Genomic DNA, 15124 nt, shown 5'->3' with positions numbered 1-15124 from the left:
CGCTTCTGGTCACGGGCCGTCGTGACGGCCGCCGCCTTGATCTCGACCAGCTCGGGCCGCTCCAGCCACGGCGAGTGGTAGGCGGTGTTGCGCAGGAATTCGGACACCCGCTCGTTGGTCTGCGCCACACCGGTCACGGCCACGCCCTGCCCGTCCTGTCGGATCGCCGTCAGGTAGATGCCCTCGGGCACCTGCGCAGTCAGCTCGTTCAGCAGATGCACAGGCATGTTGCGGTCGATCTGGAAGTCCTCGACCACCTTCTGGCGCGCCTTCAGGGCTTCGATCTCGGACTTCAGCGAGGCGATGTCCTTGATCTGGCTTTCCAGGCGGTGGATTTCCACCTGCAGGAATTCGTTGCGAGAGCGCTGTTCGCGCCGCATTTCACCCAGCACCAGGTACCAGGCACCTGCGATGAGTCCCCCCACCAGAATCGCCAGACCGATACCGAGGAAAAAGGCCTGCTTGCGGCGCCTGCGCTTCTCTTCCCGGTGCGGGAGGAGGTTGATCAGGATCATTGCAGGAATCTCCGCATCGCCAGCCCGCAAGCCGTGAGGTAGGACGGCGCCTCGCGGCGCAGCTTGCTTTCCCGGACCGCGGAGCCGATTTTCATGCCTTCAAAGGGGTTGACCACCTGGGACGCGAAGCCGGTGAACTCGGTCACCCGCTCCTTCAGACCCGGCAGTGTGGCCGAGCCGCCGGAAAGCATCACGTAATGGACCTTGTGATGCGGCGTGCTCGTGAAGAAATACTGCAGCGCGCGACCGATTTCCTGGGACAGGCTGTCGACGAACGGCACCAGGAGCGTCGATTCGTAGTCTTCCGGCAGATCGCCGGCGGTCTTGCGGTTCTCGGCCTCCTCGAAGGACAACCCGTACTGGCGCGCAATGAGCTGGGTGAGCTGTGCGCCGCCGAAGGCCTGGTCCCGGTCGTAGAGGATGTCCTCGTCGCGCAGCACCTTCAGGCTCGTCGCATCCGCGCCGATCTCGAACAGCGCGACCAGCGCATCGCGGCCCTGGTTGGGCAGGTTGTCGATGACACGGCTCATCGCCAGGCGGGATGCGTTCGATTCGATGTCGAGAATGACCGGCTTGAGTCCGGCGGCCTCGGCCAGCCCCTGCCGGTCCTGCACCCGGTCCTTGCGAGACGCCGCGATCAGCACCTCGACATCGCCGACCTGGTCCGAGCTGGGGCCGACGACGCAGAAGTCGAGGCTCACCTCGTCGAGCGAGAACGGGATGTACTGGTGGGCCTCGGCCTCGACCTGCATCTCGAGTTCTTCCTCGCGCAGACCACCGGGCAGCACGATCTTCTTGGTGATCACCGCCGACTGCGGCATGGCCATCGCCACGCTCTTGGTGCGCGAGCCACTCTTGACGACAACACGTTTCACGGCATCGGCGACCTCGTCGAATTTTTCGATCTGGCCTTCCGAAATCCAGCCCTTCTCGAACACCTCGCTGGCAAAGCGTTCGACGATGTACTCACCCGATGCGCTCTGGCTCAGTTCGACGAGCTTGACGCCGGATGAGCTGATGTCCAGTCCGATCAGGGACGCGTGCTTGCGGCCCAGAAGGATGTCAAGAAAGCTCACGCAGTTCCCCAAATTCACGTCCGTGGACGTGCCGGACTGTTAATAAACCACTTCAATGCTAGCAACAAAGGCATTGAGGCACAAAGATTTTCCCGGATTTTGCATTGTTGCCGTGTCGTATCCGGCAACACGAGCGCAAGCCTCCATCCAAGCACAATACGACCGCCCGGACAAGGCGCGATCCTGGAGCGTTACAAACGTATCTCGGCGTTTGTGACCAGTTCCTATAATCCTTCGGACGATTCAGGCCAATCCGTACATGAGCGACACCCCTCGACCTCCTCCGACCGACCGCCAGACCCCGTCGCACTCTCGCCGGCACCCTGCGCTGCGCATCCTCGCCTGGCTGATCGGGTTGCCGCTGGCCATGCTCCTGACCGGCCTGCTGCTGCTGGGCCTCGCGCTGGCCGTGGCCTATCCGAACCTGCCCGAGATCAATGGCCTGGTGGACTACCGCCCCAAGCTGCCGATGCGGGTGATCTCGGCGGACGGGGTCGTGCTGGGCGAGTACGGCGAAGAACGGCGAAATTATCTCCCGATCAAGTCCATTCCCAAGGTGATGCAGGACGCCGTGCTCGCCATCGAGGACGCCCGCTTCTACCAGCACGGCGGCATCGACTACAAGGGCATCCTGCGGGCCGGCATCGAGAACCTGCACGACGCGCGCAGCCAGGGCGCCTCGACCATCACGATGCAGGTGGCGCGCAACTTCTACCTCTCCACCGAGAAGACACTGACCCGCAAGGTCTACGAGATCCTGCTGTCGCTGAAGATCGAGAGCCAGCTCAGCAAGGAGCAGATCCTCGAGGTCTACATGAACCAGATCTACCTGGGTCAGCGCTCCTATGGATTCGCGGCGGCCAGCGAGGTCTATTTCGGCAAACCGCTCAAGGACATCACGATCGCCGAGGCCGCCATGCTCGCGGGACTGCCCAAGGCGCCGTCGGCCTACAACCCGATCGTCAACCGCAAGCGGGCGGAACTTCGCCAGCGCTACATCATCAGCCGCATGCTCGAAAACGGCTTCATCACCGAAGCACAGCGTGACGACGCTCTCGCAGAAACGCTGACCTACCACACCCCGCACAGCGCGGGCATCCATGCCGAATACGCGGCCGAAGCGGCCCGCCAGATGATCTTTGCCCAGTACGGTGATGCGGCCTACACCCGGGGCCTGAATGTCGAACTGTCGCTGCGGTCCGCCGACCAGATGCAGGCCTACCGCACCCTGCGGCACGGTCTGCTCGCCTTCGAGCAGCGCAAGGCCTACCGCGGCCCGAGCGCCTTCGCCGACCTGCCCGGCGACGAGGACAAGCTGGATGCCCGCGTGGCCGAGATACTGGAAGAGCACCCCGACCTGGACGATCTGCGTGCCGCCGTCGTCACCGCAGCCGATCCGCGCAAGGTCGGCGCCATGCTGCAGAACGGCGAAGCCATCACCGTGACCGGCGAGGGCCTGCGCCAGGCGCGCCCGTCGCTGATGGCGGACGTCACGCCCAAGATGCAGATCCGGCGCGGCGCCGTGATCCGGGTCATGAAGTCTGCCAAGGGCGACTGGAGCATCGTCAACCTGCCCGAAGTCGAAGGTGCGCTCATCTCGATGGAGCCGCAGACCGGCGAAATCCGCGCCATGGTCGGTGGGTTCGACTACGCCAAGAGCAAGTTCAACCACGTCACGCAGGCCTGGCGCCAGCCGGGGTCGAGCTTCAAGCCGTTCATCTACTCGGCCGCGATGGAAAAGGGCTTCTCGCCGGCCACCGTGGTCAACGACGCGCCGCTGTTCTTCGACGCCGGTGTCACCGGCAGCCAGCCCTGGGAACCGAAGAACTACGATGGCCAGTTCGACGGCCCGATGTCGATCCGGCGCGGCCTGGCCAAATCGAAGAACATGATCTCGATCCGCCTGCTCAAGGCCATCGGCCCCAGCTATGCGCAGGAATGGATCACCCACTTCGGCTTCGAGGCCGAGAAGAACCCGCCTTATCTGACCATGGCGCTGGGTGCCGGCGCAGTCACACCGATCTCGATGGCCGACGGCTACGCAGTGCTGGCCAACGGCGGCATCCGGGTCAATCCGGTGCTGATCACCCGCATCACCGACGCCCGCGGCCAGGTCATCACGCAGGCCCCTGCGCAAAGCGGACAGGACGAGCGCATGCGCGCCATCCCGGCGCGCAACGCCTTCATCACCAGCAGCCTGCTGCAGGAGGTCACGCGCACCGGCACCGCCGCCCGGGCACAGGCCGTGCTCAAGCGCCCCGACCTCTACGGCAAGACCGGCACCACCAACGACTCGCAGGACGCCTGGTTCAGCGGCTACAACAAAGGCCTCGTGGCCGTGGTCTGGATCGGCTACGACACGCCGCGCTCGCTCGGCGACAAGGAAACCGGCGGCGGGCTGGCCCTGCCGATCTGGATCGACTACATGGCGCAGGCGCTGCGCAGCGTGCCGGTGAGCGAATACACGGCGCCGGACGGCGTGGTGTTCATCAACAACGACTGGTACTACACCGAGAACAGCCAGGGCGGCGGCGTGCGGTCGCTGGGCCTGGAAGACGTGGCACCCCGACCAGCACAGCCGGACGAGCGCAAGGGCATCCTCGACCTGTTCCGGGACACGGGCGGGACGCCAAGTCCGTCCCCAGCGCCGGTCGGACCGCCGACAGCGCCTGCAGACACTCCGCGGTGAGCGAACGATGCACCAGCCTCAGGCCAGTGCATCCGGCGGCGTGAAGGCCAGTGCGCAGCCACCCTGCGCGCTGGCCTGGGCGGACAGTGCGGCGAAAAACTCGTCGCCGCTGCGGCCGTCCCGCCAAGCACCGTTGACCCAGCGGTAGTGGAACCCGCCGGCGCGGGCCGCCATCCACAGCTCCTGCAGCGGTGGCTGCAGGTTGAGAACAATCTTGCTGCCGCCCGGGAAGCTCAACTCCAGCAGCCCGCCGGTGCGGTGCGTGTCGATGTCGATCACGTCGTCGTCCAGCCAGCGGTCGATCGTGGCCTCGATGGCGGCCAGTGCAGCGTGTGCACGGCGGGCGTACTCGGCATCGGAGAGGCCGGTCGAAGCAGAGGTGTGGTCCATGGTCGCTAGAATCCGTCGATGTTCAAAGGCTTGCTGAAAACGAGTTTAGCGCTGTGGGCATCCACAGCCTGCGCCCTGCTGCTGTCGGCCTGTGGCCAGAAGGGTCCGCTGACACTGCCGACCCCGGACACCATGCCTCCCTCTCCTGCGGCTGCGGCCGCCCCCGCTTCCGCTTCCACACCCGCACGATGAACCTGCCCGGCTCCCCCTTTCTCGCCCGCGACGCCGCCGGCACCCTCACGCTCGAAGGCCACGCGCTGGCCGAGCTGGCCCGCGCGTTCGCGACCCCGCTGTACGTGTACTCGCGCCAGGCCATGCGCTCGGCCGTGGCCACCTACCAGCAGGCACTGGCCGGCCGAGCGCATCTGGTCTGCTACGCGATGAAGGCCAACTCCAGCCTCGCGGTGCTGCAGACCTTCGCCGAGGCCGGCTGTGGCTTCGACATCGTCTCCGCGGGCGAACTGCAGCGCGTGCTGGCCGCGGGTGGGTCGGCCGACAAGGTGGTGTTTTCCGGCGTCGGCAAGACCCGCGCCGAGATGCGTCTGGCACTGGAAGTCGGCGTGCGCTGCTTCAACGTCGAGAGCGAGGCTGAACTCGACGTGCTCTCCGAAGTGGCCGCAGCGATGGGCAAGACCGCGCCGGTCAGCCTGCGCGTCAATCCGGATGTCGACGCCAAGACACACCCTTACATCTCCACCGGGCTGAAAGGCAACAAGTTCGGCATCTCGCACGAACACGCGCTGGCTGTCTACCAGCACGCCGCCCGCCTGCCCGGCATTGCAGTGCATGGCATCGACTGCCACATCGGCTCGCAGATCACCGAGATCAGCCCCTACCTCGACGCGCTCGACCGCGTGCTCGACCTGGTCGAGGCGATCGAGGCGGCCGGCATCCCCGTGCACCACCTCGACCTCGGCGGCGGCCTGGGCATCACCTACACCGACGAGCAGCCGCCCACCGCCGACGCCCTGATCGGCGCATTGCTGGCGAAGATCGATGCGCGCGGCCACGGTCACCGCGAGATCCTGATGGAGCCGGGCCGCTCGCTGGTGGGCAATGCCGGCGTACTACTGACCGAGGTGCTCTACCTCAAGCCCGGCGAGCAGAAGAACTTCTGCATCGTCGACGCCGCGATGAACGACATGGCGCGTCCGGCGATGTACGAGGCGTGGATGGGCATCGTGCCCTGCCAGCAAAGCGACGCGACCGCCAAGACCTGGGACGTGGTCGGCCCGGTGTGCGAGTCGGGCGACTGGCTCGGCCGCGACCGTGCACTGGCCGTGCAGCCGGGCGACACCCTGGCGATGCTGTCGGCCGGTGCCTACGGCATGACGATGGCCAGCAACTACAACAGCCGCCCGCGCGCCGCCGAGGTCATGGTCGATGGCGAGCGCGTCACGCTGATCCGCGAACGCGAGACCGTCGAAAGCCTGTTCGCGGGGGAACGCCTGATTGACGGCAAGGGCGATCTGTGACGTTCTGCCGCCATCAGGTATCCTCGACCCCTTCGCGCGACCTCTCCGCGCTGGCCATGTGCCTCTGCCTCCGACTGCCATGAAAGCCTTCAACGAAGAAACCGTCACCTCGGTCCACCACTGGACCGACCGGTTGTTCAGCTTCACCACCACGCGCGACCCGGCGTTCCGTTTTTCGAGCGGCCATTTCGTGATGATCGGTCTGCCCGTCAACGGCAAGCCGCTGCTGCGTGCCTATTCCATCGCCAGCCCGAACTGGGAAGAAAGCCTGCACTTCTTCTCGATCAAGGTGCCGGACGGCCCGCTGACCTCGCGCCTGCAGCACCTGCAGGTGGGCGACAAGATCCTCGTCGGCCGCAAGCCCACCGGCACGCTGCTGATCGACTACCTGAACCCCGGCAAACGCCTGTACCTGCTGGGCACCGGCACCGGTCTGGCACCGTGGCTGTCGATCATCCAGGACCCGGAGACCTACGAGCGCTTCGAGAAGGTCGTCGTCGTCCACGGCTGCCGCCAGGTGAACGAATTGGCCTACCAGGATCTGTTCAAGGGCCTGCCGAACCACGAGTTCCTGGGCGAGCTGATCGGTGACAAGCTGGTCTACTGCCCAACCGTGACGCGCGAGCCGTTCGAACGCCAGGGCCGCATCACCGACCTGATCGAGGACGGCCGCATGTGGAGCGATTTCGGCCTGCCGGCGCTGAACCCGGTCGAGGACCGCGCCATGATCTGCGGCAGCCCCGCGATGCTGCGCGACCTGAAGAAGATGCTGGAAGAGCGCGGTTTCGCCGAAGGCAACACCACGACGCCAGGCGACTTCGTCATCGAGCGGGCCTTCGCCGAGCAGTGATCCCCTTGGGACCGGCGCACCGCCGGACCAACAAAAAAGCGCGACCCTCGGGTCGCGCTTTTTTGTTGGAACTGTCGCCAGACGCCATTCCACAGACGCTGTGGATAACCCTGGGGATGAGCTGCATATTCACAGCTCAATCCATTGATTTCAAATGACTTTTCCTAGATTGCCTCATATTTCAGCAGTGTGACAGGCATCCGGAAATCACTTGACCGCTGCCAGCATGAAATCCAGTGCCGCACCGACGTCTTCATCGCTCAGCTTGGGGTTGCCCGCCTTGGCCGGCATGGCACCCTTGCCCTTCAGCGCAGACTGCAGCAGAGCATCGCGACCGGTCTTGACCCGCGGCGCCCAAGCGTCCTTGTCGCCGAACTTGGGGGCGTTGGCCAGGCCCGGCACGTGGCACATGGCGCAGTTCTGGTTGTAGACGTCCTTGCCTTCGGCGGCCTGGGACAGGCCGGCAGACAGGGTCAGGGTGGCAGCAGCCAGAACGGACAGCAGGGTTTTCATGGAGTCTCCTCGGAGCGTTGATTGGACATGGATGGCACGACCGGCACACAGACGTACCGCGGCGGCGGCGTTCCTGTGCAAACTGCGTGCCCCGCCTTCAATGCACCATCTGCGGGCGACGAGGACCGGTGTTTACCCGGGCAAGACCTGGCGCCATGGCACAAACGACGCAGCCTGTTGCGCAATGCCGTGACACCGGCGCTGACCAATGGAGCGGCGACGCTCAGGCAAAGCCGAGCAGACGCTTGGCGTTTTCCTTCAGGATCAAGGGCTTGACCTTGTCCTTGAAGCCGGCTTCATCGAAATCCTTCATCCAGCGCTCGGGCGTGATGAGCGGGTAGTCGGAGCCGAACAGCATCCGGTCCTTCAGCAGCGTGTTGGCGTACTGCACGAGCTGCGCCGGGAAGTACTTCGGGCTCCAGCCGGACAGGTCGATCCAGACATTGGGCTTGTGCAGCGCCAGCGACAGCGCCTCGTCCTGCCACGGCCAGCTTGGGTGGGCGATGACGATCTGGATGTCGGGGAAGTCGATCGCCACGTCCTCCAGCAGCATCGGGTTCGAGTTCTGCAGCCGCAGTCCACCGCCGCAGCGCATCCCCGAGCCGATGCCCGAGTGCCCGCTGTGGAAGATCGCCGGCAGCTTGTACTCGGCAATGACCTCGTAGAGCGGCCAAGCCATGCGGTCGTACGGCAGGAAACCCTGCACCGTCGGATGGAACTTGAAGCCCTTGACACCATGTTCCTCGATCAACCGGCGGGCTTCGCGGGCGCCCATCTTGCCCTTGTGGGGGTCGATGCTGGCGAAGGCCACCATCATGTCGCTGTTCTCGCGGGCGGCGTCGCAGATCTCCTCGTTGGGGATGCGGCGGCGGCCGAGTTGCGCTTCGCTGTCGACCGTGAACATCACCAGGCCGATCTTCTTCTCGCGGTAGTAGGCGACCGTCTCGGCGATCGTCGGGCGCCGGTTGGATCCGAAGTACTTGTCGGCAGCCCGGTCGTATTCCTCGCCGTAGTTGTCGAAGGGATTGCGGCACGACACCTCGGCGTGGGTGTGGATGTCGATGGCGATCAGATCGTTGGTGTTCATGGAGCGTACCGTGGTTATTTGCTTAAATTTTGTAATCAATTCAGGACCGCAAGACCAGGGTTTACCCGCAAAACAAACATGATTTAAGCCTTGTTGCGGCGCAGCAAAGGGTTACTACGGAGCAGCAAGACTGCGCAAATACTTATATTTGTTAATCAAATTCCTCTCTCTCGCTTCTGCCGCTCCTCACGCCATGACCTCACCCGCCCTCGACTCCTTGTTCGTCCCGGCCACGGGCCTGCTGGCCGGGCTCGACCTGCTGCAGATCTCGCAATCCGGCCCCGTCATGCACCTCCGCCTGAACCGGCCAGCCAAGCGCAATGCCATCAACGACGCACTGGTGGCGCAGATCCACACCGCCTTCGTCAACCTGCCGGCCGAGACACGCGCCGTCGTGGTCAGCGGCGAAGGCGATCATTTCTGCGCCGGGCTGGATCTGTCGGAGCTGGTGGAACGCGACATCCATGGCGCCATCCTGCACTCGCGCGGCTGGCACGCGGCGTTCGATGCGGTGCAGTTCGGCAAGGTGCCGGTGGTCGCGGTGCTGCACGGCGCGGTGGTCGGTGGCGGACTGGAGCTGGCCGCGTCGTGCCAGATCCGCGTCGCCGAGGACTCGGCCTACTTCGGCCTGCCCGAAGGCCAGCGCGGCATCTTCGTCGGCGGTGGCGGCTCGGTGCGCATCCCGCGCCTGATGGGCACGGCGCGCATGACCGACATGATGCTGACCGGTCGGGTCTTCGACGCCGACCAGGGCGAGCGCTACGGCGTCGTCAATTACCGCACCGCGGATGGCGAAGGTCTCGCCAAGGGCATCGAGCTGGCGCGCAAGATCGCGGGCAATGCACCGATGACCGCCTTCGCCGTGATGCACGCACTGCCGCGCATCGTCGAGATGAGTCCCTCGGAAGGCTTGTTCACCGAATCACTGATGGCGGCAGCCGCCAGCAACACCCCCGAAGCCCAGGACCGGCTGCGCGCTTTCCTCGAAGGTCGGGCGGGCAAGGTGGTCAAGCAGTCATGAGCACGTCCATGCACTCCACCGCCCGCTACCGCGACACCCGCGTCGGTGGCTGCACCGCCGCTACGCTGGAGACTGGCGCGGACGGCCTGCAGCGCCTGCGCGCCACCGAGCCGCTGGGCTGGTTTCCGCCCCGGCTGACCGACGCGCTCGAACAGTGGGCCGACGAAGCGCCCGAGCGCACCTTCGTTGCCAAGCGCGCGCAAGGCGGCGACTGGCGGCGCATCACCTACGCCGAGATGCTGCAGCGCGCCCGCGCCGTCGGCCAGGCGCTGACGGACCGTGGCCTGTCCGCCGAGCGCCCGATCGCCATCCTTTCCGACAACGACCTCGAACACCTGACGCTGGTGCTCGGCGCGATGTGGGCGGGCGTGCCGGTGACGCCGGTGTCCTCGGCCTACTCGCTGATCTCGCAGGACTACGGCAAGCTGCGCCACATCGCCGAGACTGTGACACCGGGGCTGGTGTTCGCCGCCTCGCCGGCCTACGGCAAGGCGATCTCGGCCGTGTTCGGCGCGGAGGTCGAAGTGGTGCTGACCGAAGGCACGCTCGATGACCGCAGCGTCACGCCCTTTGCCGCCTTGCTGGCCACCACGCCCGCGACATCCGGAGAGGCCGCCCACGCGCTGGTCGGCCCGGACACCATCGTCAAGTTCCTCTTCACCTCCGGCTCGACCAAGCTGCCCAAGGCGGTCATCAACACGCAGCGCATGCTGTGCGCCAATCAGCAGATGCTGCGCCAGTGCCTCGCCTTCCTCGCCGACGAGCCGCCCGTGCTGGTGGACTGGCTGCCCTGGAACCACACCTTCGGCGGCAACCACAACGTCGGCCTAGTGCTCTACAACGGCGGCACGCTCTACATCGACGAAGGCAAGCCGACCCCGAAGGGCATGGCCGAGACGCTGCGCAATCTGCGCGAGGTCTCGCCGACGATCTACTTCAACGTACCCAAGGGCTTCGAGGAAATCGCCTTCGCGATGGACACCGACACGGTGCTGCGCCGCTCGCTGTTCGCCCGTGCGCAGGCCTTCATGTTCGCCGGAGCCGGGCTGTCGCAAGCGGTGTGGGACAAGCTCGACGCCCACGGCGAAGCCGAGATCGGCGAGCGCGTGCGCATCATCACCGGGCTGGGCATGACGGAGACGGCGCCATCCTGCACCTTCGCGGTCGGCACCGACGTGCGCTCGGGCCACATCGGGTTGCCGGTGCCGGGGGTCGAGGTCAAGCTGGTGCCGGATGGTGAAGGCGAAACAGCCAAGACCGAGATCCGCTTCCGCGGTCCGAACGTGATGCCTGGCTACTGGCGCGCGCCGCAGCAGACGGCAGACGCCTTCGACGAGGACGGCTACTACCGCACCGGCGACGCCGTGCGGTTCATCGACCCGGCCGAGCCGACCCGCGGCCTGCTCTTCGACGGCCGCACCGCCGAGGACTTCAAGCTTTCCACCGGCACCTTCGTCAGCGTCGGCCCGCTGCGGGCACGGGTGACGCTGGCCGGTGCGCCTTGCATCCAGGACGTGGTCGTCGCCGGCCTGAACCGCGACGAGATCGGGTTGCTGGTGTTCCCGCGCGTCGACGAATGCCGCAAGCTCGCCGAGGCCGACGGGCTGGAGGCGCAGGACCTGTCTGTGCCGGACCTGGTCCACACCCCGGCCGTGCGCGACTTCTTCCAGCGCGTGGCCGACCAGCTCTGGCGCGCCGGCACCGGCAGCGCCAACCGCCCCGCCCGCCTGCACGTGATGGCCGAGCCGCCATCGATCGACAAGGGCGAGGTCACCGACAAGGGGTCGATCAACCAGCGCGCCGTGCTGCTGCACCGCGCCGCACTGGTCGAGGCACTCTACGCAGGCCGCGAGAGCGACCCGTTCGTGGTCCTGCCGACCAAGCGCTGAACCACAAGCCCAGAAGGAAGGAACCCGACATGCAGATCCAAGGACACGCCGCGATCGTCACCGGCGGTGGCTCGGGCCTCGGCGAGGCCGTGGCCCGCGAACTCGCCCGCCAGGGGGCGAAGGTGGCTGTGCTCGATGTGAACCAGGCTGGCGCCGAGCGTGTGGCCGCCGACATCGGCGGCCTCGCGCTGCGCTGCGACATCACCGACAGCACCAGCGTCACCGCCGCGCTCGACGCAGCGGAAGCCGCCCACGGCACGGCGCGCATCGTCATGAACATCGCCGGCATCGGCACTGCCAAGCGCGTGATCCAGCGAGATGGCTCCCCCGCACCGCTGGAGGACTTCGAGCGCGTCGTGCGCGTGAACCTGGTCGGCACCTACAACGTCGTGCGGCTCGCCGCGGCACGGCTGGCGAAGGCCGAACCGCTGGACGGCACCTCGGGCGAGCGCGGCGTCATCGTCAACACCGCGTCGGTCGCGGCCTTCGACGGCCAGGTCGGACAGGAAGCGTATGCGGCGTCCAAGGGCGGCGTGGTCGGCCTGACACTGCCCCTGGCGCGCGATCTGGCGCAGTGGGGCATCCGCGTCTGCACCATCGCGCCGGGCCTGTTTGCCACACCGCTGATGAACGAGTTGCCTGAAGCCGTGCAGCAGTCGCTGGCAGCATCGATCCCCTTCCCGAAACGCCTGGGGCAGCCCGACGAGTTCGCCGCGCTGGCCGCGCACATCGTCCAGAACGGCCACCTCAACGGCGAGGTGATCCGGCTGGACGGCGCACTGCGGATGGCGCCACGGTGATTTTCCGATAAACCGACCAGTCGGTCGGGAATATACGCATGGATTTTGACCTTTCTCAACGGCACATTGCCACCACCCACCGACACCCGGAGGAAGACATGACCCCCTCGAAGAACGCCCCGACGCTTCTCAAGACCCTGGTTGCCGCAGCGGCGCTGTGGGCAGCCTCGGGCGCGGCATGGGCCGACATCAACATCGGCATCAGCCTGCCGCTGACCGGCCCGGCCAACGGCCTGGGCATCCCGATGCAGAAGGGCATCAGCCTGTGGCCGGCGTCGATCGGCGGCGAGAAGCTCAACGTGGTCGTGCTCGACGACGGCTCCGACCCGACCAAGGGCGTGCAGAACGCCAAGCGCTTCGTCACCGACAAGATGGACATCGTGATGGGCTCGGCCGCGACACCGGTGGCGATCGCCATGTCCGACACGGTGGCCGAGGCCGGCACGCCGCAGTTCATGTTCTCCCCCGCCGTGCTGCAGGCTGGCAAGGACACCTGGGCCTTCCGCCTGCCGCAGTCGAACGCGGTGATGTCGCACGCCATGCTCAGGCACATGAGCAAGCTGGGCGTGAAGACGGTCGGCTTCCTCGGCTACACGGATGCCTACGGCGAAAGCTGGCTCAAGGACTTCCAGGCCGAAGCCACCGCCATGGGTCTGCCGATCAAGATCGTCGCCACCGAGCGCTTCGCCCGCACCGACACCGCCGTGACCGCCCAGGCGCTCAAGCTGACCGCGGCGAATCCGGATGCCATGCTGATCGTCGCCTCCGGCTCGGGTGCTGCGATGCCGCACAAGGCCATCATCGAGCGCGGCTACAAGGGCAAGATCTACCAGACCCACGCCGCCGCCACCCGCGACCTGATGCGCATCGGCGGCAAGGACGTCGAAGGCGCCTACGTCGTCTCCGGCCCGTGCGTGATCGCCGAGCAGCTGCCCGACGACCACCCGTCCAAGAAGATCGCCATCGACTTCGTGCAGAAGTTCGAGAAGGCCAACGGCCCCGGCTCGCGCAACCAGTTCGCCGGCCATGCCTATGACGCCGCGCTGGTGCTGGAAAAGATCATCCCGATGGCGCTGAAGAAGGCCAAGCCGGGCACCCCCGAGTTCCGCGCCGCGCTGAAGGACGCCACCGAGACCATGGGCCGCACCGTCGTCTCACACGGCGTGCTGACCTACTCGAAGGACAACCACTGGGGCTTCACGACCGAGACCGGCGTGATCCTGAAGGTGGTCAACGGCGACTGGAAGGTCGAGTAAGCGACCACCCCACCCCCAACCGGAACCCCCTCCGATGGACTTCTCGATTGCAAGCATCCTGGCGCTCGACGGCGTGACCAACGGCGCGGTCTACGCGCTGCTGGCCACGGCGACCGTGCTGCTGTTCGCCGTCACGCGGGTGATCTTCATCCCGCAGGGCGAATTTGTCGCCTACGGCGCGTTGACGCTGGCCGTGCTGCAGACCGGCAAGGTGCCGGGCACGGTCTGGCTGCTGCTGATCATGGCAGCCGTCGCTGCGGTGGTCGAGGCGGTCCACGGGCTGCGCCAGCGCCGCCCGGCCGGGCTGGTGGCCAAGGGCGCGGTGCTGACACTGGCCGCGCCGCTGGCCATCGCCACGGTGGCCATGGTGGCTGCGCCGATGAACCTGCCGCTGGTGCTGCAGGCACTGCTGACGCTGGCCATCGTCACGCCGCTGGGCGGGCTGACCTACCGGCTGGCCTACGAGTCGCTGGCGGATGCCACCGTGCTGGTGCTGCTGATCGTGTCGGTGGGGGTGCATTTCGCGCTCACCGGGGTGGGGCTGCTGTTCTTCGGCGCCGAGGGTTACCGCAACCCGAGCTTCTGGGACGAGCGCTTCAACGCCGGCCCGCTGATGCTGACGGGCCAGACGGTCATCATCTTCCTGGCCTCGACGGCGCTGATCGTGCTGCTGTGGCTGTTCTTCGAGCGGTCGCTCTACGGCAAGGCGCTGCGCGCCACCGCCGTGAACCGCCTCGGCGCCCGCCTGATGGGCATCTCGACGGTGCAGGCCGGCCGCCTCAGCTTCACGATGGCGGCCTTCATCGGCGCGCTGTCGGGGCTGCTGATAGGCCCGACCACCACCGTGTTCTACGACTCCGGGTTCCTGATCGGCCTGAAGGGCTTCGTCGCCGCCGTGTTCGGCGGGCTGGCGAGCTACCCGATGGCGCTGGTCGGCGCGCTCGGGGTCGGTCTGCTGGAATCGTTCGGCTCGTTCTGGGCCAGCTCGTTCAAGGAGGTGATCGTGTTCACCTCCATCCTGCCGGTGCTCCTGTGGCGTTCGCTGCGTGACCCGCATACTGAGGAGGATTGACCCGTGGCGGCACGCACTCGCTGGTTCCTGTTCTTCGCCGCGCTGCTGGGCCTGTTGCCCATGCTGCCGGTGCCGGAGTTCTGGATCACCCAGCTCAACTACATCGGCCTGTACGCCACCGTCTCGCTCGGCCTCGTGCTGCTCACCGGGGTGGCCGGCCTGACCTCGTTCGGACAGGCGGCCTTCGTCGGCGTCGGCGCCTACACGGCGGCCTTCCTGTCGGTGAACTACGCCATGTCGCCGTGGCTGACGGTGTTCATCGGCCTGGCGATCACGGTCGTCGTGGCACTCATCCTGGCCGCCGTGACCCTGCGCATGTCGGGCCACTACCTGCCGCTGGCGACCATCGCCTGGGCGCTGTCGCTCTACTACACCATGTCCAACATGGACTGGCTGGGCAAGTACGACGGCATCCTGGGCGTGCCGGCGATGACGCTGTTCGGTCTGAGCCTGGCGTCGGGGCGCAGCTACTTCTACGTGATCTGGATCGT

General features: G+C 66.4%; 15 protein-coding genes. 10 read left to right on the top strand and 5 right to left on the bottom strand.

Features of this window, described 5'->3' with window-relative positions; all coding sequences use genetic code 11:
• On the bottom strand, nt 1-515 hold a 515-nt coding region (locus tag AB3X43_RS19560), incomplete at its 3' end, for a PilN domain-containing protein (RefSeq protein WP_369431551.1).
• The gene (locus AB3X43_RS19555; protein ID WP_179632684.1) at nt 512-1591 is read right to left on the bottom strand and encodes a pilus assembly protein PilM; all 1080 of its coding nucleotides are present in this window, start codon (nt 1589-1591) and stop codon (nt 512-514) included. The genes AB3X43_RS19555 and AB3X43_RS19560, both read right to left, overlap by 4 nt.
• A 259-nt stretch (nt 1592-1850) precedes the next feature.
• On the opposite strand from AB3X43_RS19555, the gene AB3X43_RS19550 reads away from it, so the two are divergent.
• Nucleotides 1851-4280 (top strand): penicillin-binding protein 1A, encoded by a 2430-nt coding sequence (locus AB3X43_RS19550; protein WP_473965156.1) that lies wholly within the window; start codon nt 1851-1853, stop codon nt 4278-4280.
• Nucleotides 4281-4298: 18 nt separating this feature from the next.
• Here AB3X43_RS19550 and cyaY read toward each other — a convergent pair whose 3' ends face one another.
• On the bottom strand, nt 4299-4670 hold the full coding sequence (gene cyaY / locus AB3X43_RS19545; RefSeq protein ID WP_369431550.1) for an iron donor protein CyaY: 372 nt from the start codon (nt 4668-4670) through the stop codon (nt 4299-4301).
• A gap of 18 nt (nt 4671-4688) precedes the next feature.
• On the opposite strand from cyaY, the gene lptM reads away from it, so the two are divergent.
• The 3 genes from lptM (at nt 4689) to AB3X43_RS19530 (ending at nt 6995) form a co-directional block, all read left to right on the top strand.
• Entirely contained in the window at nt 4689-4862 is a 174-nt protein-coding gene (lptM, locus tag AB3X43_RS19540) for an LPS translocon maturation chaperone LptM (protein ID WP_369431549.1), read from the top strand.
• A complete protein-coding gene (lysA, locus tag AB3X43_RS19535) occupies nt 4859-6145 on the top strand; it encodes a diaminopimelate decarboxylase (RefSeq protein ID WP_369431547.1) in 1287 nt (428 codons plus the stop codon). Before lptM ends, lysA begins: the two co-directional genes overlap by 4 nt.
• Nucleotides 6146-6224: 79 nt before the next feature.
• Nucleotides 6225-6995, top strand: coding sequence for a ferredoxin--NADP reductase (locus tag AB3X43_RS19530; protein WP_369431546.1), 771 nt, complete (start codon nt 6225-6227; stop codon nt 6993-6995).
• Nucleotides 6996-7202: 207 nt separating this feature from the next.
• Here the strand turns inward: AB3X43_RS19530 and AB3X43_RS19525 are convergent, their stop codons facing one another.
• Entirely contained in the window at nt 7203-7508 is a 306-nt protein-coding gene (locus tag AB3X43_RS19525; protein ID WP_369431545.1) for a c-type cytochrome, read from the bottom strand.
• Nucleotides 7509-7731: 223 nt separating this feature from the next.
• Nucleotides 7732-8595 (bottom strand): amidohydrolase family protein, encoded by an 864-nt coding sequence (locus AB3X43_RS19520; protein WP_369431544.1) that lies wholly within the window; start codon nt 8593-8595, stop codon nt 7732-7734.
• A gap of 193 nt (nt 8596-8788) precedes the next feature.
• On the opposite strand from AB3X43_RS19520, the gene AB3X43_RS19515 reads away from it, so the two are divergent.
• The 6 genes from AB3X43_RS19515 to AB3X43_RS19490 all read left to right on the top strand — a co-directional run.
• Nucleotides 8789-9616: a crotonase/enoyl-CoA hydratase family protein gene (locus tag AB3X43_RS19515; RefSeq protein WP_369431543.1), complete on the top strand. Its 828-nt coding sequence runs from the start codon at nt 8789-8791 to the stop codon at nt 9614-9616.
• 8 nt (nt 9617-9624) lie between these two features.
• A complete protein-coding gene (locus AB3X43_RS19510) occupies nt 9625-11505 on the top strand; it encodes a feruloyl-CoA synthase (RefSeq protein WP_369431542.1) in 1881 nt (626 codons plus the stop codon).
• A gap of 29 nt (nt 11506-11534) precedes the next feature.
• Entirely contained in the window at nt 11535-12305 is a 771-nt protein-coding gene (locus AB3X43_RS19505; RefSeq protein ID WP_369431541.1) for an SDR family NAD(P)-dependent oxidoreductase, read from the top strand.
• 98 nt (nt 12306-12403) lie between these two features.
• Complete coding sequence (locus tag AB3X43_RS19500) at nt 12404-13561, top strand: ABC transporter substrate-binding protein (protein WP_369431540.1); 1158 nt, start codon at nt 12404-12406, stop codon at nt 13559-13561.
• 34 nt (nt 13562-13595) lie between these two features.
• Complete coding sequence (locus AB3X43_RS19495) at nt 13596-14633, top strand: branched-chain amino acid ABC transporter permease (RefSeq protein WP_369431539.1); 1038 nt, start codon at nt 13596-13598, stop codon at nt 14631-14633.
• Nucleotides 14634-14693: 60 nt separating this feature from the next.
• The coding region (locus AB3X43_RS19490) for a branched-chain amino acid ABC transporter permease (RefSeq protein ID WP_369431552.1) at nt 14694-15124 on the top strand (431 nt) is incomplete at its 3' end.

Origin of the sequence: Sphaerotilus sp. (genome assembly GCF_041083715.1) — a bacterium.
Lineage (GTDB): Bacteria > Pseudomonadota > Gammaproteobacteria > Burkholderiales > Burkholderiaceae_C > Sphaerotilus.
The sequence above is the reverse complement of the archived record's forward strand: the minus strand, read 5'-3'. Positions and strand labels throughout refer to the sequence as shown.